Source organism: Trabulsiella odontotermitis, from assembly GCF_030053895.1.
Classification (GTDB): Bacteria; Pseudomonadota; Gammaproteobacteria; order Enterobacterales; family Enterobacteriaceae; genus Trabulsiella; species Trabulsiella odontotermitis_C.
In genome coordinates, this window is the sequence record NZ_CP125781.1 from 3,593,964 (window position 1) to 3,616,164 (window position 22,201).

The 22,201-nt window shown below is 54.9% G+C and carries 22 protein-coding genes and 1 tRNA gene; 6 read left to right on the top strand and 17 right to left on the bottom strand.

Translation table 11 applies throughout. The features are described 5' to 3' along the window. Positions 1 to 50 precede the first annotated feature (50 nt). Positions 51 to 1,304, bottom strand: a complete 1,254-nt coding sequence (gene proA, locus QMG90_RS17045) for a glutamate-5-semialdehyde dehydrogenase (RefSeq protein ID WP_283280800.1) — start codon at positions 1,302 to 1,304, stop codon at positions 51 to 53. 10 nt (positions 1,305 to 1,314) lie between these two features. Then, complete coding sequence (proB, locus tag QMG90_RS17050) at positions 1,315 to 2,418, bottom strand: glutamate 5-kinase (RefSeq protein WP_283280802.1); 1,104 nt, start codon at positions 2,416 to 2,418, stop codon at positions 1,315 to 1,317. 300 nt (positions 2,419 to 2,718) lie between these two features. On the opposite strand from proB, the gene QMG90_RS17055 reads away from it, so the two are divergent. After that, on the top strand, positions 2,719 to 3,816 hold the full coding sequence (locus QMG90_RS17055) for a porin (protein ID WP_283280804.1): 1,098 nt from the start codon (positions 2,719 to 2,721) through the stop codon (positions 3,814 to 3,816). Between the two features lie 54 nt (positions 3,817 to 3,870). Here the strand turns inward: QMG90_RS17055 and crl are convergent, their stop codons facing one another. The 3 genes from crl to gpt all read right to left on the bottom strand — a co-directional run bounded on the left by crl (position 3,871) and on the right by gpt (position 6,128). Further along, entirely contained in the window at positions 3,871 to 4,272 is a 402-nt protein-coding gene (gene crl, locus QMG90_RS17060; RefSeq protein WP_283280805.1) for a sigma factor-binding protein Crl, read from the bottom strand. Between the two features lie 57 nt (positions 4,273 to 4,329). Further along, a complete protein-coding gene (gene frsA, locus QMG90_RS17065) occupies positions 4,330 to 5,574 on the bottom strand; it encodes an esterase FrsA (protein ID WP_283280806.1) in 1,245 nt (414 codons plus the stop codon). A gap of 95 nt (positions 5,575 to 5,669) precedes the next feature. Further along, positions 5,670 to 6,128 carry a xanthine phosphoribosyltransferase gene (gpt, locus tag QMG90_RS17070; RefSeq protein ID WP_038155455.1) on the bottom strand — a complete coding sequence of 153 codons (459 nt, stop codon included), beginning with the start codon at positions 6,126 to 6,128 and terminating at the stop codon, positions 5,670 to 5,672. A 235-nt stretch (positions 6,129 to 6,363) separates the two neighbouring features. Between gpt and pepD the strand changes: the two genes are divergently transcribed. After that, the gene (gene pepD, locus QMG90_RS17075) at positions 6,364 to 7,821 is read left to right on the top strand and encodes a cytosol nonspecific dipeptidase (RefSeq protein ID WP_283280808.1); all 1,458 of its coding nucleotides are present in this window, start codon (positions 6,364 to 6,366) and stop codon (positions 7,819 to 7,821) included. A 42-nt stretch (positions 7,822 to 7,863) separates the two neighbouring features. Here the strand turns inward: pepD and dinB are convergent, their stop codons facing one another. From dinB to QMG90_RS17115, 8 genes are all read right to left on the bottom strand, one after another. Then, complete coding sequence (dinB, locus tag QMG90_RS17080) at positions 7,864 to 8,919, bottom strand: DNA polymerase IV (RefSeq protein ID WP_283280810.1); 1,056 nt, start codon at positions 8,917 to 8,919, stop codon at positions 7,864 to 7,866. 90 nt (positions 8,920 to 9,009) lie between these two features. Next, positions 9,010 to 9,225, bottom strand: a complete 216-nt coding sequence (gene nqrM, locus QMG90_RS17085; protein ID WP_283283991.1) for a (Na+)-NQR maturation NqrM — start codon at positions 9,223 to 9,225, stop codon at positions 9,010 to 9,012. A 2-nt stretch (positions 9,226 to 9,227) separates the two neighbouring features. Continuing rightward, on the bottom strand, positions 9,228 to 10,451 hold the full coding sequence (nqrF, locus tag QMG90_RS17090) for an NADH:ubiquinone reductase (Na(+)-transporting) subunit F (protein ID WP_283280811.1): 1,224 nt from the start codon (positions 10,449 to 10,451) through the stop codon (positions 9,228 to 9,230). Between the two features lie 12 nt (positions 10,452 to 10,463). Next, positions 10,464 to 11,060 carry an NADH:ubiquinone reductase (Na(+)-transporting) subunit E gene (nqrE, locus tag QMG90_RS17095; protein ID WP_283280812.1) on the bottom strand — a complete coding sequence of 199 codons (597 nt, stop codon included), beginning with the start codon at positions 11,058 to 11,060 and terminating at the stop codon, positions 10,464 to 10,466. A 6-nt stretch (positions 11,061 to 11,066) separates the two neighbouring features. Continuing rightward, positions 11,067 to 11,705 (bottom strand): NADH:ubiquinone reductase (Na(+)-transporting) subunit D, encoded by a 639-nt coding sequence (locus tag QMG90_RS17100; RefSeq protein ID WP_054180547.1) that lies wholly within the window; start codon positions 11,703 to 11,705, stop codon positions 11,067 to 11,069. Further along, positions 11,698 to 12,492: a Na(+)-translocating NADH-quinone reductase subunit C gene (locus tag QMG90_RS17105; RefSeq protein WP_283280814.1), complete on the bottom strand. Its 795-nt coding sequence runs from the start codon at positions 12,490 to 12,492 to the stop codon at positions 11,698 to 11,700. The genes QMG90_RS17100 and QMG90_RS17105 overlap by 8 nt, the downstream gene beginning before the upstream one ends. After that, complete coding sequence (locus QMG90_RS17110; protein WP_283283992.1) at positions 12,485 to 13,723, bottom strand: NADH:ubiquinone reductase (Na(+)-transporting) subunit B; 1,239 nt, start codon at positions 13,721 to 13,723, stop codon at positions 12,485 to 12,487. Before QMG90_RS17110 ends, QMG90_RS17105 begins: the two co-directional genes overlap by 8 nt. A 3-nt stretch (positions 13,724 to 13,726) precedes the next feature. Further along, a complete protein-coding gene (locus QMG90_RS17115) occupies positions 13,727 to 15,070 on the bottom strand; it encodes a Na(+)-translocating NADH-quinone reductase subunit A (protein ID WP_283280815.1) in 1,344 nt (447 codons plus the stop codon). 61 nt (positions 15,071 to 15,131) lie between these two features. Here QMG90_RS17115 and QMG90_RS17120 point away from each other — a divergent pair, with 61 nt between their 5' ends. Beyond that, positions 15,132 to 15,335 carry a hypothetical protein gene (locus tag QMG90_RS17120; RefSeq protein ID WP_283280817.1) on the top strand — a complete coding sequence of 68 codons (204 nt, stop codon included), beginning with the start codon at positions 15,132 to 15,134 and terminating at the stop codon, positions 15,333 to 15,335. 149 nt (positions 15,336 to 15,484) lie between these two features. Then, entirely contained in the window at positions 15,485 to 16,225 is a 741-nt protein-coding gene (gene dpaA, locus QMG90_RS17125; protein ID WP_283280819.1) for a peptidoglycan meso-diaminopimelic acid protein amidase, read from the top strand. On the opposite strand, the gene QMG90_RS17130 is transcribed toward dpaA, so the two are convergent. Then, a complete protein-coding gene (locus tag QMG90_RS17130) occupies positions 16,196 to 16,963 on the bottom strand; it encodes a class II glutamine amidotransferase (protein ID WP_283280820.1) in 768 nt (255 codons plus the stop codon). The two genes, dpaA and QMG90_RS17130, sit on opposite strands and share 30 nt — an antisense overlap. 43 nt (positions 16,964 to 17,006) lie before the next feature. Beyond that, positions 17,007 to 17,588 (bottom strand): D-sedoheptulose 7-phosphate isomerase, encoded by a 582-nt coding sequence (gene lpcA, locus QMG90_RS17135; RefSeq protein WP_038155472.1) that lies wholly within the window; start codon positions 17,586 to 17,588, stop codon positions 17,007 to 17,009. Between the two features lie 240 nt (positions 17,589 to 17,828). Here lpcA and fadE point away from each other — a divergent pair, with 240 nt between their 5' ends. Further along, the gene (fadE, locus tag QMG90_RS17140) at positions 17,829 to 20,273 is read left to right on the top strand and encodes an acyl-CoA dehydrogenase FadE (RefSeq protein WP_283280821.1); all 2,445 of its coding nucleotides are present in this window, start codon (positions 17,829 to 17,831) and stop codon (positions 20,271 to 20,273) included. Positions 20,274 to 20,399: 126 nt separating this feature from the next. Next, positions 20,400 to 21,173 carry an amidohydrolase gene (locus QMG90_RS17145; protein ID WP_283280822.1) on the top strand — a complete coding sequence of 258 codons (774 nt, stop codon included), beginning with the start codon at positions 20,400 to 20,402 and terminating at the stop codon, positions 21,171 to 21,173. 45 nt (positions 21,174 to 21,218) lie between these two features. Here the strand turns inward: QMG90_RS17145 and QMG90_RS17150 are convergent. Beyond that, positions 21,219 to 21,295 (bottom strand) — tRNA-Asp (locus QMG90_RS17150). A gap of 133 nt (positions 21,296 to 21,428) precedes the next feature. Beyond that, on the bottom strand, positions 21,429 to 22,160 hold the full coding sequence (gene dnaQ / locus QMG90_RS17155) for a DNA polymerase III subunit epsilon (protein ID WP_283280823.1): 732 nt from the start codon (positions 22,158 to 22,160) through the stop codon (positions 21,429 to 21,431). Positions 22,161 to 22,201 lie beyond the last annotated feature (41 nt).

Below are 22,201 nucleotides of genomic sequence, written 5' to 3' on the forward strand. Positions count from 1 at the left end.
GTCAATAACCCAGGTAACCAACTGCCTGTTTTTGCATCACCCTGTTTCATTTAAGCACGAATCGTATCGTCGCCGAAGCCAATCCACTTGTAGGTGGTCAGCGCTTCCAGCCCCATCGGACCGCGCGCGTGCAGTTTTTGCGTGCTGACGGCCACTTCTGCGCCAAGACCAAACTGCCCGCCGTCGGTGAAACGGGTGGAAGCGTTCACATAAACCGCCGAGGAATCCACTTCGTTGATAAAACGATCAGCATGACGCAACGTACGCGTCAGAATGGCGTCGGAGTGCTGCGTGCCGTGCTGGCGAATATGCGCGATAGCGTCATCAAGGTCGCTGACCACTTTGACGTTGAGATCCAGCGACAAATACTCATCGTCATACTGCGCGTGTTCTACCGCTACCACTTTCGCTGGCCCGGCTTGCAACTGTGCCATGGCGTTGTCGGCAGCATGCAGCGTGACGCCGCTCTTCGCCATTTGCTGGCTCAGCGCGGGCAAAAACGTATCAGCAATCTTCTGATGCACCAGCAGCGTCTCCACAGTGTTACAGGTGCTCGGACGCTGGGTTTTCGCGTTGACGATGATCTTCAGCGCAGGCTCAATTTCCGCACTCTCATCAACGAAAATATGGCATACGCCGATACCGCCGGTGATGACTGGAATCGTCGATTGTTCACGGCACAGCTTGTGCAAACCCGCACCACCGCGGGGAATGATCATGTCGATGTATTTATCCAGGCGCAGCATTTCGCTCACCAGCGCACGGTCCGGGCTTTCAATCGCCTGAACCGCACCCGCAGGCAATCCGCACTCTTCCAGCGCCTGCTGGATGACTTTCACCGTGGCGGCATTGGTGCGCCAGGTCTCTTTGCCGCCGCGCAAAATCGCCGCGTTGCCGGTTTTCAGGCACAGCGAGGCGACGTCCACCGTCACGTTCGGGCGCGCTTCGTAAATCACGCCAATTACCCCGAGCGGAACGCGGCGGCGCTCAATACGCAGACCGCTGTCCAGCAGCCCGCCATCAATCACCTGCCCGACCGGATCGGCGAGCTGGCAGACCTGGCGAACATCGTTCGCGATCCCCTGCAAACGCGCGGGGTTCAATGCCAGGCGATCCAGCATCGCATCGCTCAGGCCGTTAGCACGCGCGTCGGCGAGATCCTGTTCGTTGGCATGCAGAATGTCTTCGGTCTGCGCTTCCAGATAATCAGCAATTTTTTCCAGCACCCGATTTTTTTCGCGGCTGGAGAGTAATGCCAGTTGGTAAGAGGCCGCTTTGGCCGCAATACCCATTTGTTCCAGCATGTGAGGCTCCTTAGCGGGTGATCATATCGTCGCGATGCACGGCCACCGGGCCGTACTCGTAACCAAGAATGGCGTCGATTTGCTGTGAGTGATGCCCCGCAATGCGGCGCAGCGCGTCACTGTTGTAGCGGGTGACGCCATGGGCAATGTCGCGACCATCAAGATTACAGATACGGATCACTTCACCACGGGAGAAGTTACCTGTCACGCTTTTAATCCCTTTTGGAAGCAATGAGCTCCCTCTTTCCAGAATCGCGCGGGTGGCGCCTTCATCAACGGTGATTTCCCCGGCGGGCGGCGCGCCGAAAATCCAGCGTTTGCGGTTTTCCAGCGGCGAGGCCTGGGCGTGAAAACGCGTGCCGACGGAAAGCCCTTCCATCACATCGCCAATCACGCCAGGACGGCTGCCTGCGGCAATAATGGTATCGATGCCTGCACGGCAGGCAACATCGGCCGCCTGAAGCTTGGTCCCCATACCGCCTGTACCCAGACCAGAGACGCTGTCGCCGGCAATGGCGCGCAGCGCATCGTCAATGCCGTATACGTCCTGAATCAGTTCGGCCTGCGGGTTGGTGCGCGGATCAGCGGTAAACAGCCCCTGCTGATCGGTTAACAACAGTAATTTATCAGCACCCGCGAGGATAGCAGCCAGTGCGGAAAGATTGTCGTTATCGCCGACTTTAATTTCAGCGGTGGCGACCGCATCGTTTTCGTTAATGACTGGCACGATGTTGTTATCAAGCAACGCGCGAAGCGTGTCGCGGGCGTTAAGGAAACGCTCGCGATCTTCCATATCGGCACGGGTCAGCAGCATCTGTCCGACATGAATACCGTAAATGGAAAACAGCTGTTCCCATAGCTGGATCAGTCGACTTTGCCCCACCGCCGCGAGCAGTTGTTTGGAGGCGATGGTGGCGGGCAGTTCAGGATAACCCAGGTGCTCACGCCCGGCAGCGATGGCCCCGGAGGTGACAATCACAATACGATGCCCGGCGGCATGCAACTGCGCGCACTGGCGCACTAATTCGACGATGTGGGCGCGATTCAGGCGGCGCGATCCGCCTGTTAAAACACTGGTACCCAGTTTGATCACCAGCGTCTGACTGTCACTCATGATTTTCTGCCGTTCAATATTCAATAAAAATGAAAAATCCGTATCGAACAGACGTTTTAACAGGACTCCCGCCGCTTGCCAACTCTCATGGCAAAAGGGGTGAAATTTTATTGCGCGGGATCAGGAAGCGTAACGGCAACATTTGACAACTTTATGACGGAAACATGAAAACACAACTATTTAAAAGTATTCTTAAATTGTCATAAAAGTTTCACTCCTGCGAGTTAAAAACCTCTCTGATTTTCACGGGGCTTGTTCCCCCCACGACTATTAGCGCGTTTTTTTAACTCGGGATTGAAAATGAAAAAAAGCACACTGGCATTAATGATAGTAGGCGCGATGGCTTCTCTTTCAGCTCAGGCTGCAGAGGTCTATAACAAAGATGGCAATAAGCTGGATCTGTATGGTCGTGTAAAAGCTGAGCACTACTTCAGCGACAACGATGGTGTGGACGGTGACCAGTCATATGCGCGTCTGGGCTTTAAAGGCGCCACCCAGATTAACGATATGCTGCAGGGTTACGGTCAGTGGGAATACCAGATCGCAGCGAACAAAGTAGAAGGCGATGCTAACACCACGAAAACCCGTCTGGCGTTCGCTGGTCTGAAAGCCGGTGATTACGGCTCATTCGACTACGGCCGTAACTACGGCATCTTGTATACCGTCGCAGCGTATACCGATATGATCCCGGAATTCGGTGACGACTCCTATATCAAAACCGACAACTTCATGACCGGTCGTGGTAATGGTATGGCGACTTACCGTAACAACAACTTCTTCGGTCTGGTTGATGGCCTGAAACTCGGCCTGCAGTATCAGGGCAAAAATGAGAACGACGGCCGTGCCGCCAGCAAAGCCAACGGCGACGGTTTCGGTACTTCTCTGAGCTATGACTTTGGCGACACGGGTCTGACGCTGGGTGCGGCGTATGCCAACTCTGACCGTACACTGGCGCAGGAAAACCAGAGCTTTGGTCATGGTTCTAATGCTGAAGCCTGGACGACAGGTGTGAAATATGACGCTAACAGCATTTATCTGGCTGCTGTTTATGCAGAAACGCGTAACATGACGCCGGTGTCTGGTACTGCAACTATTGGCGGTGTGAGCACTTCCGTTAGCGGTTTCGCTAATAAAAACCAGGCCTTCGAAGTGGTTGCGCAATATCAGTTCGATTTCGGTCTGCGCCCGTCGTTGGGTTATGTCCAGTCTAAAGGTAAGGATATTGAAGGCGTAGGCGATGTTGACCTGGTGAAATATGTCGACGTGGCAGCAACTTACTACTTCAATAAAAACATGTCCGCGTTCGTGGATTACAAAATTAACCAACTGGATGACGACAACAAACTCGGCCTGAATACCGACGACGTTGTTGCGGTTGGTATGGTTTACCAGTTCTGATTCATGAATACCTGAAATTAAAAAGGCGCTTCATCTGAAGCGCCTTTTTTATTCTCAGGCCGTGAGTCTGACCGCTTTCTCGTTAAAATCATCCGCCGGCTCTAAACGTAAAGACAGTTTAGTCAGCAGTTCCGCCACGCGGACATGGAAATCGCTGCGCGTCTTTTCCAGACGCTCCGCCACTTCGCTGTCTTTAATATCGGTGGCCTGCCATTTTCCGTTTTTATCGAAAAGTCCGAACTGGTAGCTGTAGGTAAAACGCTTTTCCTGCGCTTCCATGATCATCCACCAGCCCCAGAATTCCCTCACTTCCGGCGCCGGTTTTACATTCACACAAACAGCAAGGCAATCGAAAAAGAAGTGGTTGTCTTTGCACTGTTCTTCGCGGATATAAGGGCCAAGCGCAGCGAAATTCTTAATCAGTTTACTCTTCGGGTGTCCACTCGGTAACGTCATTGCGATCTCCTTTAGTGATGCAACTGTTTTACCAAATCGATAAAATTTAGCAAACTATTAACCAAATTGTTTGTTAATCCATTTGGCAATTTCTTTCAGTCCATTGTCAAAATTACGATACAACGGGTTGAAAGGAATATGCAGCATTTTACCTTGCGCGGATGACGACGTGATTAAGCGAGACTCCTCTTCAGGGCTGAACGGATCGTTTTGCCAGTAGCCTGACAATACCGGTGTCGGGCAGCGGCGGCCCAGCAGTCCCTGGGTTTTTAGCGAATAGCGATTCAGCTCTACGCGCAGCGCTTCATCGGAGGCATCGTGCATCCCCAGACGCGACGCCAGCACGTCAAGGTACATTTCCGGCACACTACCCTGACGCTGCGGATCCACCAGTAAGCCATGTACCACCGGACCAAGACAGGCCACCGCTTTCAGGCGCGGCGATTCAAGATAGGCCAGCCGGACCGCCACATTTGCGCCAAAGCGAAAGCCAAACGCCGCGACGCGGGTATGGTCAATCCAGGGAACGTCGGGCAACGATTTCAGCGCGTGCTGGTGAAGCAGGCTGGAATCCTGGGAGAGTTTCCATTTGGAAGAAAAACCGATAGACGGCATATCCAGCGTCAGCATCGCGATTCCCAATGGCGCCAGATAATTCTCAAAAAGGGTGTAATAATCGCTTTGCAGCGCATCAAGCCCTCCGCACATCAGCACCGTCGGGAACGGTCCTTTGCCCTTCGGCATATGCAGAAAACCGGTCACGGGCGCACCACCAGGGATGGGGAACTCCAGTTCGCGCATTTCTCCGGGCAGACGCTGGGAAGCCTCTTCGTAGGCTCGATTCGCCAGCGCCTGCGCCTGATCAGCCAGATCGTCGCCTTTCAGATGCGGATAAGCCGCAATGCTGTAAAGATTGGAAGCATGCAGCCAGTGGCGACCACAACGCTCGGGATCTTCTTCCTGCATTGCTTTTTGCTGCCAGAGCATCGCCTGTTTTGACCACTCGAAAATCCAGTTGCCTCCACGATACCCCACCACCGTGTCGTAGAGATCGGGATCGGTACGCTCGGCATCGCTCATGACAATGCGCGATTGCACATCAAGGATCTCCTGTGGCGAGATGCCACGCCAGATCCACATCAGGCGGTTCATCATCCGGTACCAGTGCGGTACGTTTTTACCGTCCAGCGCCGACTGAACCGCGGGTTGCGCCCCCTGGTTAAAACGACGAACCAGCGTGGACGTTTCCGGATGTTTGAATCGGGGTTTAAACAGGACTTCGCTGAGGTTAGCCTCTGGCATCGCGGGCCTCCATAAGAACAATACTGTTCCTATTGTAACGCGCCAGGCGCCAAAAAGAACAACGCCCGGTCAAACCGGGCGCTGGAATGGCAGGATTAACGACCAGAGATAGGCGGAACGAAGACCACGCCCATGTCCCACGGCTGTTCAATCCAGGTGTCCTGCGGGATATCAATCACGTAATCATCGACCAGCGGACGACCAGCCGGTTTTGCGAAGATAGTGACGAAATGCGCTTTCGGGTACATTTCGCGGATAGCCACCGCCGTGCCGCCGGTATCCACCAGGTCGTCGATCACGATGAAGCCTTCGCCGTCGCCTTCTGCGCGTTTTACCACGGTCAGCTCGCGCTGGTTGTCATGGTCGTAGCTGGAGATGCAAACGGTATCAACATAGCGAATACCCAATTCACGCGCCAGCAGCGCACCCGGTACCAGACCACCACGGCTAACAGCAATGATGCCTTTCCATTGCTCAGCTGGCAGCAAACGGCTTGCCAGCTTACGGGCGTGGATCTGCAACATGTCCCAGGTGACGACGTATTTTTCGCTCATGTAAAAAGTCCCAGCCTGTTTATATACGGCTTAAAAAGTGTTCGAGGGGGAAAAGGTTGCGCGAGATTATAGAGATCTGACGCACTAAAAACCAGTGTTAAGCGGAACACGGGTGCCTTTTTACGTGGTTTGTTCTACCAGAGCAGTAAGAAAGTGGTATTCTCACCGCTGTATCGCAATATGCTAACCCTCTACCTGCAAGCGACTTTTGCAGTAAGCCGTAAGGAGACTTACCGTGTCTGAATTGTCTCAATTATCCCCGCAACCGCTATGGGATATTTTTGCCAAAATTTGTTCCATTCCGCACCCGTCCTACCACGAAGAAAAACTGGCTGAACACATCATGGGCTGGGCGAAGGAAAAAGGCCTGCACGCGGAGCGCGATCAGGTTGGCAATATTCTGATCCGCAAAGGCGCTACCGCCGGTATGGAAAACCGTAAACCGGTGGTCCTGCAGGCGCATCTCGACATGGTTCCGCAGAAAAACAACGACACCGTGCATGACTTTACCAAAGATCCGATTCAGCCATACATCGACGGCGAGTGGGTCAAAGCGCGCGGCACGACGCTCGGCGCCGACAACGGCATCGGTATGGCTTCTGCGCTGGCGGTACTGGCGGATGATTCCGTTCAGCACGGTCCGCTGGAAGTGCTGCTGACCATGACCGAAGAAGCGGGCATGGACGGCGCATTCGGTCTTCAGCCAAACTGGCTGCAGGCAGACATCCTGATCAACACCGACTCCGAAGAAGAAGGTGAGATCTACATGGGCTGCGCCGGTGGGATCGACTTCACTTCCAACCTGCCGCTGACCCGTGAAGCGGTGCCGGCCGGTTTCCAGCGTTTCAAACTGACACTGAAAGGGTTGAAAGGCGGTCACTCCGGTGGTGAAATCCATGTCGGTCTGGGCAATGCCAACAAGCTGCTGGCGCGTTTCCTCGCCGGTCATGCGCAGAAGCTGGATCTTCGTCTGGTCGATTTCAACGGTGGTACGCTGCGCAACGCCATCCCGCGTGAAGCGTTTGCGACTGTCGCGGTTGCTGCGGATAACGTCGATGCGCTGAAAGCGCTGGTGAGCAAATACCAGGAGATCCTGAAAAACGAACTGGCGGCGAAAGAGAAGAATCTGGTCGTGCTGCTGGACGCTGTCAGCAATGATCACGCAGCGCTGACCGCACAATCCCGTGACGGATTTATTCGTCTGCTGAATGCGACGCCGAACGGGGTGATCCGTAACTCTGACGTGGCGAAAGGCGTAGTGGAAACCTCCCTGAACGTCGGTGTTGTCACCATGACCGACGACAATGTGCAAATCCACTGTCTGGTGCGCTCTCTGATCGACAGCGGCAAAGATTATGTGGTCAGCATGCTGGATTCGCTGGGTAAACTGGCAGGCGCGAAAACCGAAGCCAAAGGCGCGTATCCTGGCTGGCAGCCGGATGCCAACTCACCGGTGATGCATCTGGTGCGTGAAACCTATCAGCGTCTGTTCAACAAGACGCCGAACATTCAGATTATTCACGCCGGTCTGGAATGCGGTCTGTTTAAAAAACCGTATCCGGAAATGGACATGGTTTCCATCGGGCCAACCATCACCGGCCCGCACTCCCCGGATGAGCAGGTACATATCGAAAGCGTGGGCCAGTACTGGACGCTGCTGACGGAACTGCTGAAAGCGATTCCGGCGAAGTAACATTGTGCATAATGCCCGGCAGCGTCAGTGTGCCGGGCGTTTTTACAACCCCAGCACCAGTTGCCGCTCGATTTGCGGATCCAGCAACGTCACGTGTAACCCCACCAGTCTTACGCCACGCCCGCCCCGCCGTTCATGCCAGGTTTTATATGCCGTGGCGATGAGATCGTCTTTATTCAGTTGCGGCCAGACATGTTCCTGGGTGGTGAGCTGAAAATCATTGAACTTGAGTTTGACGCCCTGACGGGCAATCAGCAGATCCGGTTTAACCTTCGCCAGACGGCGTTCCAGTTCGGGATAGAGCTGTTCAATAATGGCTTCGCAATCTGACCAGTCGTGAATGTCTTCCGCCAGTGTACGCTCAACGCCGACCGATTTACGCAGCCGTTCATTATTCACGCTGCGTTCGTCAATGCCCTGACTGCGCTCCCACAGCACCCGGCCAAATTTACCAAATCGTTTAAGCAGACCGGCGAGATCGCTTTTCTGCACATCTTCACAGGTGCGCAGCCCCATGCTTTCCAGCTTTGCTGCTGAAACTTTACCGACACCGGGGATTTTCCCGAGCGGTAGCGTGCGCAGAAACTCCGGGACGTCCGCCGGTGTAATTACATACTGACCGTCAGGTTTGTTGAGATCAGAGGCTATTTTGGCGAGAAACTTTACCGGCGCGACCCCTGCCGACGCCGTTAACTGCAGCTCGTTAAAAATGGTCTGACGGATCTCCTGCGCGATGAGCGTCGCCGAGCCGTGACAATGAACACTGTCGGTGACATCCAGATAGGCCTCATCGAGGGATAACGGTTCAATCAGCGAGGTATAACGGGAGAAGATTTCACGGATATGCAGCGACGCCTCTTTATACGCCTCGCCGCGACCAGGCAGCAGTGTGAGGTGCGGGCAAAGTTTGAATGCCATCGCCGTTGACATGGCGCTGCGCACACCATATTTCCGCGCCGGATAGTTGGCGGTACTGATGACGCCTCTGCGTTCCCGGCTACCGCCAATGGCAATCGGGATGTCACGCAGCGCCGGATTATCCCGCATCTCTACCGCTGCGAAAAAGCAGTCCATATCGACATGGATTATTTTGCGCATAGTTAGCCCTCACTCACCACTGGATAAGTATACAGCAAAATAATCGAGAAAGAGAAGCGGAGAACCCTCTCCCGGCGGGAGAGGGGAAAATCAGAGAATGCGGTTATTCTGGCGCTGCGCGTCACGCGCCATGCGTTTTTTACGGGCGTCACACGGTTCAGGGCAGTCACAGACCTTTTCAAGCCCGAGTGACGAAATACCGCCACAACTGCCCTGAATGCTTTTCCGCTTGATCAGATAACCCAGCGACAACGCCAGGATCACCAGCGCAAAGATAGCGAACGTGGCCAGAAACACGACAATCATCATCAGCCTCCGAAGTCATCCAGCAGGATGTTGTCATCTTCAACGCCAAGATCTTTCAGCATCTTAATGACCGCGGCGTTCATCACCGGCGGCCCACACATGTAGAATTCACAATCCTCTGGCGCCGGGTGATCGCGCAAATAATTTTCATATAACACGTTATGAATAAAGCCAGTGTAGCCCATCCAGTTATCTTCCGGCTGCGCATCGGAAAGCGCGACATGGAAGGTAAAGTTCGGGTTCTCACGCGCCAGTTGTTCAAACTCATTGTCATAGAACATTTCACGCAGGGAACGCGCGCCATACCAGAAGCTGATTTTACGCTTGCTGTTCAGGCGCTTAAGCTGATCGAAAATGTGTGAACGCATCGGCGCCATTCCCGCGCCGCCACCGATAAAGACCATTTCCGCGTCGGTTTCTTTGGCGAAGAACTCGCCGAACGGACCGGAGATCGTCACTTTGTCGCCCGCTTTCAGCGACCAGATATACGAAGACATGATCCCCGGCGGCACATCCGGCGCTGACGGTGGCGGCGTGGCGATACGTACGTTGAGCATGATAATGCCCTTCTCGTCCGGGTAGTTCGCCATTGAATAGGCGCGCAACGTCGGCTCTTTAACCTCAGAGACATAGCGGAACAGATTAAATTTATCCCAGTCGCTGCGGTATTCCGCTGGCACGTCAAAATCAGCATACGCGACGGTATGTGGCGGGCATTCAATCTGAATATAGCCTCCAGCACGGAACGGCACGCTTTCGCCCTGCGGGATCGCCAGCTTCAGTTCTTTAATAAACGTGGCTTTGTTATCGTTGGAGATAACTTCACATTCCCACTTTTTAACACCGAAGACCTCTTCCGGCAGTTCGATTTTCATGTCCTGCTTCACCGCCACCTGGCACGCCAGACGGCAGCCCGCTTTCGCTTCGCGTTTGGTGATATGCGACAGTTCCGTCGGCAGAATGTCGCCGCCGCCTGCCTTCACCGTCACCCGGCACTGGCCGCAGGAGCCACCGCCGCCACAGGCGGAGGAGACGAAAATTCCGTTGCCTGACAGGGTATTCAGCAGCTTGTCGCCCGCCGGGGTGCGGATTTGCTTATCCGTGTCGTTGTTGATTTCAATAAGTACATCGCCGGAATTCACCAGCTTTGATTTGGCAAACAGGATCAGTACCGACAGCGCCAGTACGATCGCAGTAAACATGCCTACGCCAAGTAAGATTTCCATAAACGTCCGCCCTTACAGCTGCACACCGGAGAAGGACATAAAGCCCAGCGCCATCAAACCGGTGGTAATGAAGGTGATCCCAAGGCCGCGCAGACCGGCCGGCACGTTGGCGTATTTCATTTTTTCGCGGATACCGGCCATGGCGACGATCGCCAGCAGCCAGCCAATTCCGGAACCGAAACCGTAAACGACAGATTCACTAAAGTTATAATCGCGCTGCACCATAAACGAGACGCCACCAAAAATAGCGCAGTTGACGGTGATAAGCGGCAGGAAGATCCCCAGCGCGTTATACAGCGCCGGGAAGTACTTATCGAGGATCATCTCGAGGATCTGCACCAGGGCTGCGATCACGCCAATAAAGGTGATGAAGTTGAGGAAGCTCAGATCGACGCCATCGACCAGCGCACCGTCACGCAGCACCAGGTTGTAAACCAGGTTATTCACCGGCACGGAAATCCCCAGCACCACGGTGACCGCGATGCCAAGGCCAAAGGCGGTGGAGACCTTTTTCGACACCGCAAGGAACGTACACATGCCGAGGAAGAAGGCCAGCGCCATGTTTTCAACAAACACCGCGCGCACAAACAAACTCAGGTAATGAGCCATGATCGGTTACTCCTTTTCCTGCTGTTCTGGCTTCCACGTGCGCAGCGCCCAGATCAGCAGACCGATAATGAAAAATGCGCTCGGCGCCAGCAGAAACAGACCATTCGGCAGATACCAGCCGCCGTTCTGCACCGTTTCCAGCACCGTGATGCCAAACAGTTTGCCGCTGCCAATCAGTTCGCGCAGGAAACCGACAATCAGCAGGATTGCGCCATAGCCCAGGCCGTTGCCAATCCCGTCCATAAAACTCGCCAGCGGCGGTGACTTCATGGCGTAGGCTTCGGCGCGGCCCATCACGATACAGTTGGTGATAATCAGCCCGACAAAAACCGAAAGCTGTTTTGACACTTCATAGGCGAAGGCGCGCAGCAGCTGATCCACCACGATCACCAGCGACGCGATGATCGCCATCTGGACGATAATGCGCACGCTATTGGGAATATGGTGGCGGATCATTGAGATAAACATGCTCGAGAACGCTGTGACCAGCGTCACCGCAATGGTCATGACGAAGGCGGTTTCCAGCTTGGTGGTCACCGCCAGCGCCGAACAGACACCCAACACCTGCAATGCGATCGGGTTATTGGCGATAAATGGCCCTACCAGCACCCGTTTCACTTCTTTCATATCACCGAGTTCAGCCATTATTCAGCCCTCCGTCACGAACCTGTTTCAGGAAGGGGCCAAAACCGAGCGAGCCCATCCAGAAATCAAAACTGTGCTGCACGCCGTTTGACGTCAGCGTGGCGCCGGACAGGCCATCCACCGCGTATTCATCACCCTGACGCGCACTGCCTTTCACTACTTTCAGTGCGGGCATGCCGTTATCATCCACCACTTTTTTGCCGATAAACTGCGCGCGCCAGTTCGGGTTTTCGATTTCGCCCCCCAGCCCCGGTGTTTCACCCTGATCGTAATAGGTGATGCCTTTCACTGTGCGTCCGTCGGTATCCAGCGCCACAAAGGCGTACATCATTGACCACAGACCGTTGCCGTAAACCGGCAGGACAATCTCCTGGACCCGTTGTTGTTCATCGCGCACCAGGTAAATTTCCACGAGGTTACTGCGACGCTTAATACCTGCCGGATCCTGATTCGCGTCCAGCGCGATGCTTTGCTCCGCATCTTTCAGCGCCTGCGCCTGATTAAACGACGCAGGGTCTTTATCCAGCAGCGCGCCTGTGTTGAGATCCACCAGTCGCGGGGTAATGCGGGTCGCGAAAACATTCGCGACGTCGTCGGCGCTCATGCCCTGTTGCATCAGCCCGGCCACCGACAGGATATTGCGCTGCTTATCCAGCGCGCGCTGCGTCTGCTGGCGCGCCTTCAGGCCAACGGCCGATCCCGCCACCACAATGGAGCACACCAGGCAAAGCACCAGTACCACCAGCAACGTTTTACCGATGCTATCGTTACTTTTATTCTCAGCCACGCGACTTCCTCCGCTTAATGTTGGCCTGCACCACCAGGTAATCGAACAGCGGCGCAAAAAGATTGGCGAACAATATAGCCAGCATCATGCCTTCCGGGTAGGCCGGGTTAACCACCCGGATCAACACGCACATCACGCCGATAAGCGCCCCGTAGCACCATTTTCCTTTGTCAGTAAACGACGCAGATACCGGGTCCGTCGCCATAAACATCATGCCGAAGGCAAAGCCACCTAACACCAGATGCCAGTACCACGGCATGGCGAACAGCGGGTTACTGTCAGAGCCGATCAGGTTAAACAGCGTGGCGGTGGCGATCATGCCGAGCATCACGCCTGCCACGATGCGCCATGACGCCACGCGGCCAAAAATGATGATGGCGCCGCCGATGAAGATCATCAGCGTGGAAACTTCACCAATCGAGCCGGGAATATTGCCGATGAAAGCATCCAACCAGCTGACTGGCTGGCCGGTCACGACGTTGACCAGCGCTTCACCGCCATGGCTCGCCCACTGGGAAAGCGGCGTGGCACCGGAGAAACCGTCTGCCGCCGTCCAGACCAGATCGCCGGAGATTTGCGCCGGATAAGCAAAGAAGAGGAATGCACGCCCGGCCAGCGCCGGGTTGAGGAAGTTACGCCCCGTGCCGCCGAAAATCTCTTTGGCGATCACCACGCCGAACGAAATGCCGAGCGCAGCCTGCCAGAGCGGCAGCGTGGGCGGAACGATCAGCGCAAACAGAATCGAGGTCACGAAGAAACCTTCGTTGATCTCATGCTTACGAATAATCGCAAACAGCACTTCCCAGAAGCCGCCGACAATAAAGACAGTGAGATAAATCGGCAGGAAGTAGACAGCGCCAAGCCCCATCATGCTCATCCAGCCCGCATCCGGGCCGAAACTGACGCCCAGCCATTGCGCTACGCTGTAATGCCAGTTATTGGCGATAATCTGCGGTAACTGCTCCGCACCGTACATTTTATTGAGCGCCGGAATGGTTTGCAGCCCGACGTTGTACATGCCCCAGAACATAGCCGGGAACACCGCTAACCAGACCAGAATCATCATTCTCTTCAGATCGATGGCGTCACGGACATGGGATGCCCCTTTCGTCACCTGACCCGGCGTGTAGAAAATCGTCGCTGCCGCTTCATACAACGGATAATACTTTTGCAGTTTGCCGCCGTGGGTAAAGTGCGGCTCGATTTTTTCCAGAAGATGTTTTAAGCCCATCACTTATCCTTCCTGCTCAATGCGGGTTAACACTTCGCGCAGCACCGGTCCGTACTCATATTTTGCCGGGCAGACATAGGTACACAGCGCCAGATCTTCTTCATCCAGCTCCAGACAGCCTAGCGCCTGGGCGCTGTCGGTGTCGCCGGACAGCAGATCGCGCAGCAGCATGGTCGGCAGAATATCCAGCGGCATGACCCGCTCGTAGTTGCCAATCGGCACCATGGCCCGCTCGCCGCCATGGGTATCGGTAGAAAAGTTAAACAGCTTGTGCTTAAGGAAGTGACCCAGCGTGGTGCGGGTTACCGAGTGTTTATCTTTCCCCGGCATTACCCAGCCGAACAACTCTTTATCGCGCCCTTCTCTCACCACGCTCACCTGCAGGTGGAAACGGCCAAGGAAAGCGCGCGGCCCGACGGCGTGGGTGCCGCTCAGTACCGAACCGGAAATCACCCGGTTTTCACCGTCCTGAAGTTCGCCTGCCAGCAAGGCATCAAGATTTGCGCCGGGAACGGTGCGTACCAGCCGCGGATTTTTCACCTGCGGACCGCCAATCGCGATGATGCGTTCGCTCCAGAGTTCCCCCTCGGTAAACAGCTTGCCGATGGCAATGACGTCCTGGTAATTGAGATGCCAGACCTGCTTTTTCAGGCTGACCGGCGCAAGGAAATGAATGTGCGTTCCCACCAGACCCGCAGGATGCGGGCCGGTAAATTCGTTATATTTCACCTGTCCGGCAGGATGACCGCCAAGTTTGCCGCCGCTCGCCTGGCAGACGTGGACCATGCCTTTCGTCAGACGCGTCAGTACCGTCAGGCCCGCATTGAATGCCTCGCGATACATGAAAATGATGGGTTGCGGATCAGCCGCCAGCGGGTTGGTATCCATGGCGTTGACGAAAATCGCCGCCGGTTCAGTGCCCGGCACAGGAGTTTTACTGAAGGGACGCGTGCGTAGCGCCGTCCAAAGCCCGGAGGCCAGTAATTGCTCCTGCACCTGCTCCGCAGGCAGCATCGCCAGCTCGCTCACCGGAAAACGGGGGAATGCGATCGCCGCATCGCCGTCAATATCGATTACCACCGCCTGCAGCACACGGCGCTCGCCACGATGAATGGCGCTGACCACGCCGCTCACCGGCGCAGTAAACCGGACGCCAGGATTTTTTTTGTCTTCGAAAAGCAGTTGCCCTTTTTTGACTCGTTCACCTTCCTGAACGGCCATCGATGGTCGCATACCGATGTACTCTTCACCGAGCAGCGCTACCTGTTTTACCATCGCGCCTTCGGAAATCTGCTGTTGTGGCATGCCAGCTATGGGCAAATCTAGCCCTTTTGTGATTTTAATCATATGGTTAGCGGGTATCCGTAAACGAAACATCAGCTTTGAGCTGAAGCCAGCGTATTGATAAATGAAACTGAAGAAAGGTCGAGCGGCGCTGGCATTTATCCTTGCCAGCAGGGGATGGGAAACGCGTCCTTTCCTGTTCCGTCAAATGACGCCAGGAGTTTATCATTTTCTGCCGCAAACGCTCAGTAATTCGGCCCGGGACGGTAATTTTTTGAGAACTATTGCTCAAACTTCAGGCTGCCGCGCATCGCCATTTACGGTATAAATAAAGGCGAAAGTGTAAACAGCGTAATCCGGGCTTGCGAAAAACTGCGGTGGTGCTAATGTGAGCGCACTAACTTCCAGATTAGTCTGATTTCGGGTTTCTTTTGCCGTCCTGGCATGTCGTTTAGGTTTTATCAAGGAACAAGTGGTATGCGCAAAATCGCATTCTTTATTGCGATGCTCCTGATTCCGTGCGTCTCGTTCGCGGGGCTGCTTAGCAGCAACCATGGCACAACGCCGGTCAGTAAAGAATATAAGCAGCAGTTGATGGGGTCGCCGGTTTATATCCAGATCTTCAAAGAAGAGCGCACGCTCGATCTGTTTGTGAAAATGGGCGAAACTTATCAGCTCCTCGATAGCTACAAAATTTGTAACTATTCCGGTGGCCTGGGCCCAAAACAGCGTCAGGGCGATTTCAAAAGCCCGGAAGGGTTTTACAGCGTCAGCCGCAATCAGCTCAAGCCCGACAGCCGCTTCTATAAAGCCATTAACATCGGCTTTCCGAACGCGTTTGACCGCGCGCACGGCTATGAAGGGAAATACCTGATGATCCACGGCGCTTGCGTGTCCGTTGGCTGCTACGCAATGACCGACTCCGGCATTGATGAGATTTTCCAGTTTGTCACCGGCGCACTGGTGTTTGGTCAGTCAAGCGTTCAGGTCAGCATCTACCCGTTCCGTATGAACGACGCCAATATGCAGCGCCACAAGTATTCCTACTACAAAGATTTCTGGGCGCAGCTGAAACCGGGGTATGACTACTTCGAGCAAACCCACAAACCGCCGATGGTCTCGGTTGTTGATGGCCGTTATGTGGTCAGCAAGCCGCTGACCAGCGATGTCGTCCAGCCGCAGCTGGCATCAAACTACACGCTCCCCAAGGCAAAATAACGCCCACTCGCCTGGCATAACTTTATGCCAGGTTTCATTGGTGGTCAGCGGTTGCGTCGCGATGACCGTCACCACATCGTTAGGTGTGGTTTCGGTCTGAAAATCAATTTCCACGTCCTGATCAAGCAGCTTTGCCACGCCAAACGGCGCGCGACGAGTGATCCAGAACAGGTTGGTGGAACAAAACGCCATCACATAACGCCCGTCAGACAACAGCATGTTAAAGACGCCTTTCTTGCGCATCTCTTCAGCCAGCGCCGCGATATAACGGAACACCGCAGTCATGTTTCCCGGCGTACGCGGATAGCGCTGCGTCAGCTTATACAGCATCCAGCAAAACGCTTTTTCGCTGTCGGTGTCGCCTACCGGGCGAAAGTTGCCGGTTTCGAGCGATTTGTACCCTGTCAGTTGCCCGTTATGGGCATAGGTCCAGTTGCGGCCCCACAGCTCACGGGTAAAAGGATGGGTGTTTTCCAGCGAGACAATACCGCGATTCGCCTGGCGAATATGGGCAATGACGGAGCGGGATTTGATGGGATATTCCTGCACCAGCCTGGCGATCGGTGACTGAAAGCTGGGTTCAGGATCTTTAAATGTGCGACAGCCTTTGCCTTCGTAGAAGGTAATCCCCCAGCCGTCTTTGTGCGGCCCGGTTCCGCCCCCACGCTGGACAAGCCCGGTAAAACTGAAGCAAATATCGGTTGGCACATTAGCGCTCATCCCGAGCAGTTCGCACATACGTCACCTCATACGCGTTAACGGGGGTCGCCCCCCGACATCATTACGCTTTCACCATCTCTTTTTCGATCAGCATAATCAGGATGTGGATCACCTTAATATGGATCTCCTGAATGCGATCCGCATAGCCAAAATGTGGCACACGAATTTCAACATCTGCATTACCGGCCATTTTGCCGCCGTCTTTGCCCGTGAGCGTAATCACTTTCATGCCTTTTGCGCGCGCTGCGTCGATCGCTTTGATCACGTTACCGGAATTGCCGGAGGTGGAGATCCCCAGCAGCACGTCGCCTTCACGCCCCACCGCTTCAACATAACGCGAAAAGACATAGTCATAGCCGAAATCGTTACTGACGCAGGACAGATGGCTGACATCAGAAATCGCGATCCCTGGATAGCCTGGACGGTTTTCACGATACCGACCGGTCAGTTCTTCCGCGAAATGCATCGCATCGCAGTGCGAACCGCCGTTACCGCAGGAGAGCACTTTGCCACCGGCTTTGAAGCTGTCTGCCAGCAGAACGGCCGCACGCTGGATAGCGTGAATATTTGCTTCATCTTTCAGGAAGTTAGCCAGAGTGTCTGCTGCTTCGTTCAGTTCGTTACGAATAAGATCCTGGTACATGAGGATAATCCTTCAGCATTGATTGATAAGACATGCTGCAGTGTACCGGATAGCGCCAGTAGCGAGAAGCCAAAGCCAGCGTAAAAAACCGGGCCTTTGATTTTCCGTGCCCCATTCCGCGATGACAATGTGAGCCATGTTGTAATTATTTTGTAAACACATTGCTAAAACAAATCGCATCCACTACAACCATAACATCACAAGTGGTCAGACCTCCTACAAGCAAGGGAGCTTTTCTTTATGATGATTTTGAGTATTGTTGCAACCCTCGTATTACTTGGTGCGCTCTTCTATCACCAGGTAAACCTGCTGCTCAGCAGCGTGGTTTTGCTGGCCTGGACTGCGGCGCTGGGTCTTGCCGGGCTGTGGAATATCTGGCTGCTGGTGCCGCTGGCGATCATTCTGCTGCCGTTCAACATTGCCCCGATGCGTAAATCGATGATTTCCGCGCCGGTGTTCCGCACCTTCCGCAAAGTGATGCCGCCGATGTCGCGGACGGAAAAAGAGGCGATTGATGCCGGTACCACCTGGTGGGAAGGCGACCTGTTTCGTGGCAATCCGGACTGGAAAAAGCTGCATAACTATCCGCAGCCGCGTCTGACGGAAGAAGAACAGGCGTTTCTGGATGGCCCGGTGGAAGAAGCCTGCCGCATGGCGAACGATTTCCAGATCACTCATGAAATGGCCGATTTGCCGCCGGAATTGTGGGCGTTTCTGAAAGAGCACCGTTTCTTTGCGATGATCATCAAGAAAGAGTATGGCGGTCTGGAGTTTTCCGCTTACGCCCAGTCCCGCGTGTTGCAGAAACTGTCCGGCGTTTCGGGGATCCTGGCGATCACCGTAGGCGTGCCTAACTCTTTAGGGCCGGGCGAACTGCTGCAACACTATGGTACTGACGAACAGAAAAATCATTATTTGCCGCGTCTGGCGCGTGGGCAGGAGATCCCTTGCTTTGCGCTGACCAGCCCGGAAGCGGGCTCCGATGCGGGTGCAATCCCGGATACCGGCGTGGTCTGCATGGGTGACTGGCAGGGCGAGCAGGTGCTCGGCATGCGACTCACCTGGAACAAGCGTTACATCACGCTGGCGCCTATCGCCACCGTCCTCGGCCTGGCTTTCAAACTCTCCGATCCGGATAAACTGCTGGGTGGTGAAGAAGAGCTGGGTATCACCTGTGCGCTGATCCCCACCAGCACACCGGGCGTTGAAATTGGTCGTCGCCACTTCCCGCTCAACGTGCCGTTCCAGAACGGGCCGACCCACGGGAAAGATATTTTCGTGCCGATCGATTATATCATCGGTGGCCCGAAAATGGCCGGTCAGGGCTGGAGAATGCTGGTTGAGTGTTTATCCGTTGGCCGCGGTATTACGCTGCCGTCGAACGCGACGGGCGGCCTGAAATCGGTTGCCATGGCGACCGGTGCTTATGCGCATATTCGTCGCCAGTTCAAAATCGCTATCGGCAAAATGGAAGGGATTGAAGAGCCGCTGGCGCGTATCGCCGGTAACGCTTATGTGATGGATGCCGCCGCGTCGCTGATCACCTACGGCATTATGCTCGGTGAAAAACCGGCCGTGCTGTCAGCCATCGTGAAATATCACTGTACCCACCGTGGTCAGCAATCCATCATCGATGCGATGGATATTACCGGTGGTAAAGGCATCATGCTCGGCGAAGGCAACTTCCTTGCCCGCCATTATCAGGGGGCGCCGATCGCCATTACTGTCGAAGGGGCAAACATCCTCACTCGCAGCATGATGATCTTTGGCCAGGGGGCGATCCGTTGCCATCCGTACGTGCTGGATGAAATGGCCGCCGCGCAGACCAACGACGTCAATGCCTTTGATAAACTGCTGTTTAAACATATCGGTCATGTCGGCAGTAATAAAGTGCGCAGCTTCTGGCTGGGCCTGACGCGCGGCCTGACCAGCAGCACGCCAACCAATGATGCGACCAAACGTTACTATCAGCATCTGAATCGTCTGAGTGCTAACCTGGCGCTGTTGTCCGATGTTTCGATGGCCGTGCTGGGCGGCAGTCTGAAGCGCCGCGAGCGAATCTCCGCGCGTCTTGGCGATGTGCTGAGCCAGCTCTATCTGGCCTCTGCCGTACTGAAACGCTATGACGATGAAGGCCGCCACGAAGCTGATCTACCACTGGTTCACTGGGGCGTTCAGGATGCGCTGCATCAGGCGGAACAGGCAATTGACGACCTGCTGCGTAATTTCCCGAACCGCTTTATTGCAGGAGCAATGCGATTTGTCATCTTCCCGACCGGTCGTCATTACACGGCGCCGTCCGATAAGCTGGATCATAAGGTGGCGAAGATCCTGCAACTGCCGGGCGCGACCCGCTCCCGCATTGGCCGCGGTCAGTACCTGACACCGAGCGAGCATAACCCGGTAGGTCTGCTGGAGCAGGCGCTGCTGGACGTGATGGCCGCCGATCCGATTCATCAGCGCATCTGCAAAGAGATCGGCAAAAACTTGCAGTTCACCCGTCTGGATGAACTGGCAAGAAATGCGCTGGCGAAGGGGTTAATTAATCAGGATGAAGCGGAGATCCTCACCCGGGCGGAAGTCAGCCGTCTGCGCAGTATTAATGTCGACGATTTCGAGGCCGACGCGCTGGCGACACAGCCGGTAAAGCCGGCAGCGCCGTTACGCAAAACTGAAGCGGCCTGATCACCGTTCAAAACTCAAACGGAGCCCCCGGGCTCCGTTTTTTTATGATAATTTTCGGCTACACACAGAGAACAAATATGGTGATACAGTGATTATCACGCATCTTCAATTCAGGAGGTCACAATAGTGTCTGGCTTGAAAATTACGTTATTGCAGCAGCCGCTGGTCTGGATGGATGGCCCGGCAAACCTGCGCCACTTTGATCTCCAGCTGGAAGAACTGACCGGGCGGGATCTGATCGTCCTGCCGGAAATGTTTACAACAGGATTTGCCATGGAAGCGGCACAACAGTCGCTGCCTCAGGACGAGGTCGTCGCGTGGATGCGCGCCAAAGCACAGCAAACGCAGGCGCTGGTTGCCGGGAGCGCGGCGCTGCAGACAGAACGCGGTGCGGTAAACCGTTTTTTGCTGGTTGAGCCCGGTGGCCACGTGTATTTTTACGATAAACGTCATCTGTTTCGTATGGCGGATGAACACCATTATTACCAGGCGGGGAGTGAGCGCGTGGTGTTCGAATGGCGTGGCTGGCGTATTTTGCCGCTGGTGTGCTACGACCTGCGCTTTCCGGTGTGGTCCCGTAACCGCGATGATTACGATCTGGCGCTGTATGTCGCGAACTGGCCAGCGCCGCGCTCGCTGCACTGGCAGTCGTTGCTTATCGCCAGAGCGATAGAAAACCTGGCGTATGTGGCAGGTTGTAACCGCGTCGGCACTGACGGTAACGGGCATCACTACCGTGGCGACAGCCGAATCATCAGCCCGCAGGGTGAAATTCTCGCCTCGGCCGAGGCGCATCAGGCAACGAGACTCGACGCGGAGTTGTCACTGGAGCTGTTGCAGGAATACCGGGAGAAGTTTCCCGCCTGGCAGGATGCGGACCCGTTTACGCTGGGTCGCTAAAACGACGAAGGCCTGAATCATTACTGATTCAGGCCTTCTGAATAGTGGCGGAACGGACGGGACTCGAACCCGCGACCCCCTGCGTGACAGGCAGGTATTCTAACCGACTGAACTACCGCTCCGCGTTGTTGTTCCGTTGGGAACGAGGCGCATATTACGGATTACCCGCACCCCCGTCAACGCTTTTTCCGGCATTTTGAATCGTTTGCTGCAAATTTCACCCACACGGCGATTTTCGCATTACTCACTGCAAATTCAGGCACGCCAGAGGCAGCTTCCCCCTTTTTTCTCCACCAGATCAAGCCGCGATTCATGCGCCACCAGCTCGTCATCGCTGGCTAAAACAACGCGTAATTTACTGGCCGCGCGAACAACGCGCTGAATCCCCACATCACCGGCCTGCTGTTGCGACTCACCCTCGACCGCAAAGGTCATCGAGGTTTGCCCGCCAGTCATTGTCAGCCAGACGTCAGCGAGGATCTGGGCATCGAGCAATGCCCCGTGCAGCGTACGCTTGGTATTGTCTATTTCGTAGCGGGAGCAAAGCGCATCGAGGCTGTTCCTTTTACCCGGGAACATACGTCTCGCCAGCGCCAGGCTGTCGGTGACCTTACAAAAGGTGTCCGTTTTCGGAATACCACGATTGAGTTTCGCGAACTCATAATCCATAAAACCGATATCAAACGAGGCGTTATGAATGACGAGTTCCGCACCGCGGATATACTCCAGAAACTCATCGGCGACATCCCCGAACGTGGGCTTGTCCAACAGAAATTCGTCGGCGATGCCATGAACCATAAACGCTTCCGGATCCACCAGCCGGTCCGGCTTCAGGTAGACATGGAAGTTGTTGCCCGTCAGGCGACGGTTGATCACCTCAACAGCACCGATTTCAATGATCTTATGCCCTTCGTAATGGGCACCGATCTGGTTCATACCGGTGGTTTCAGTATCGAGGACGATCTGTCGTGTAATTGCAGTGCTCATCACGGTCATTTATGTCAGACTTGTCGTTTTAATCACAGGAA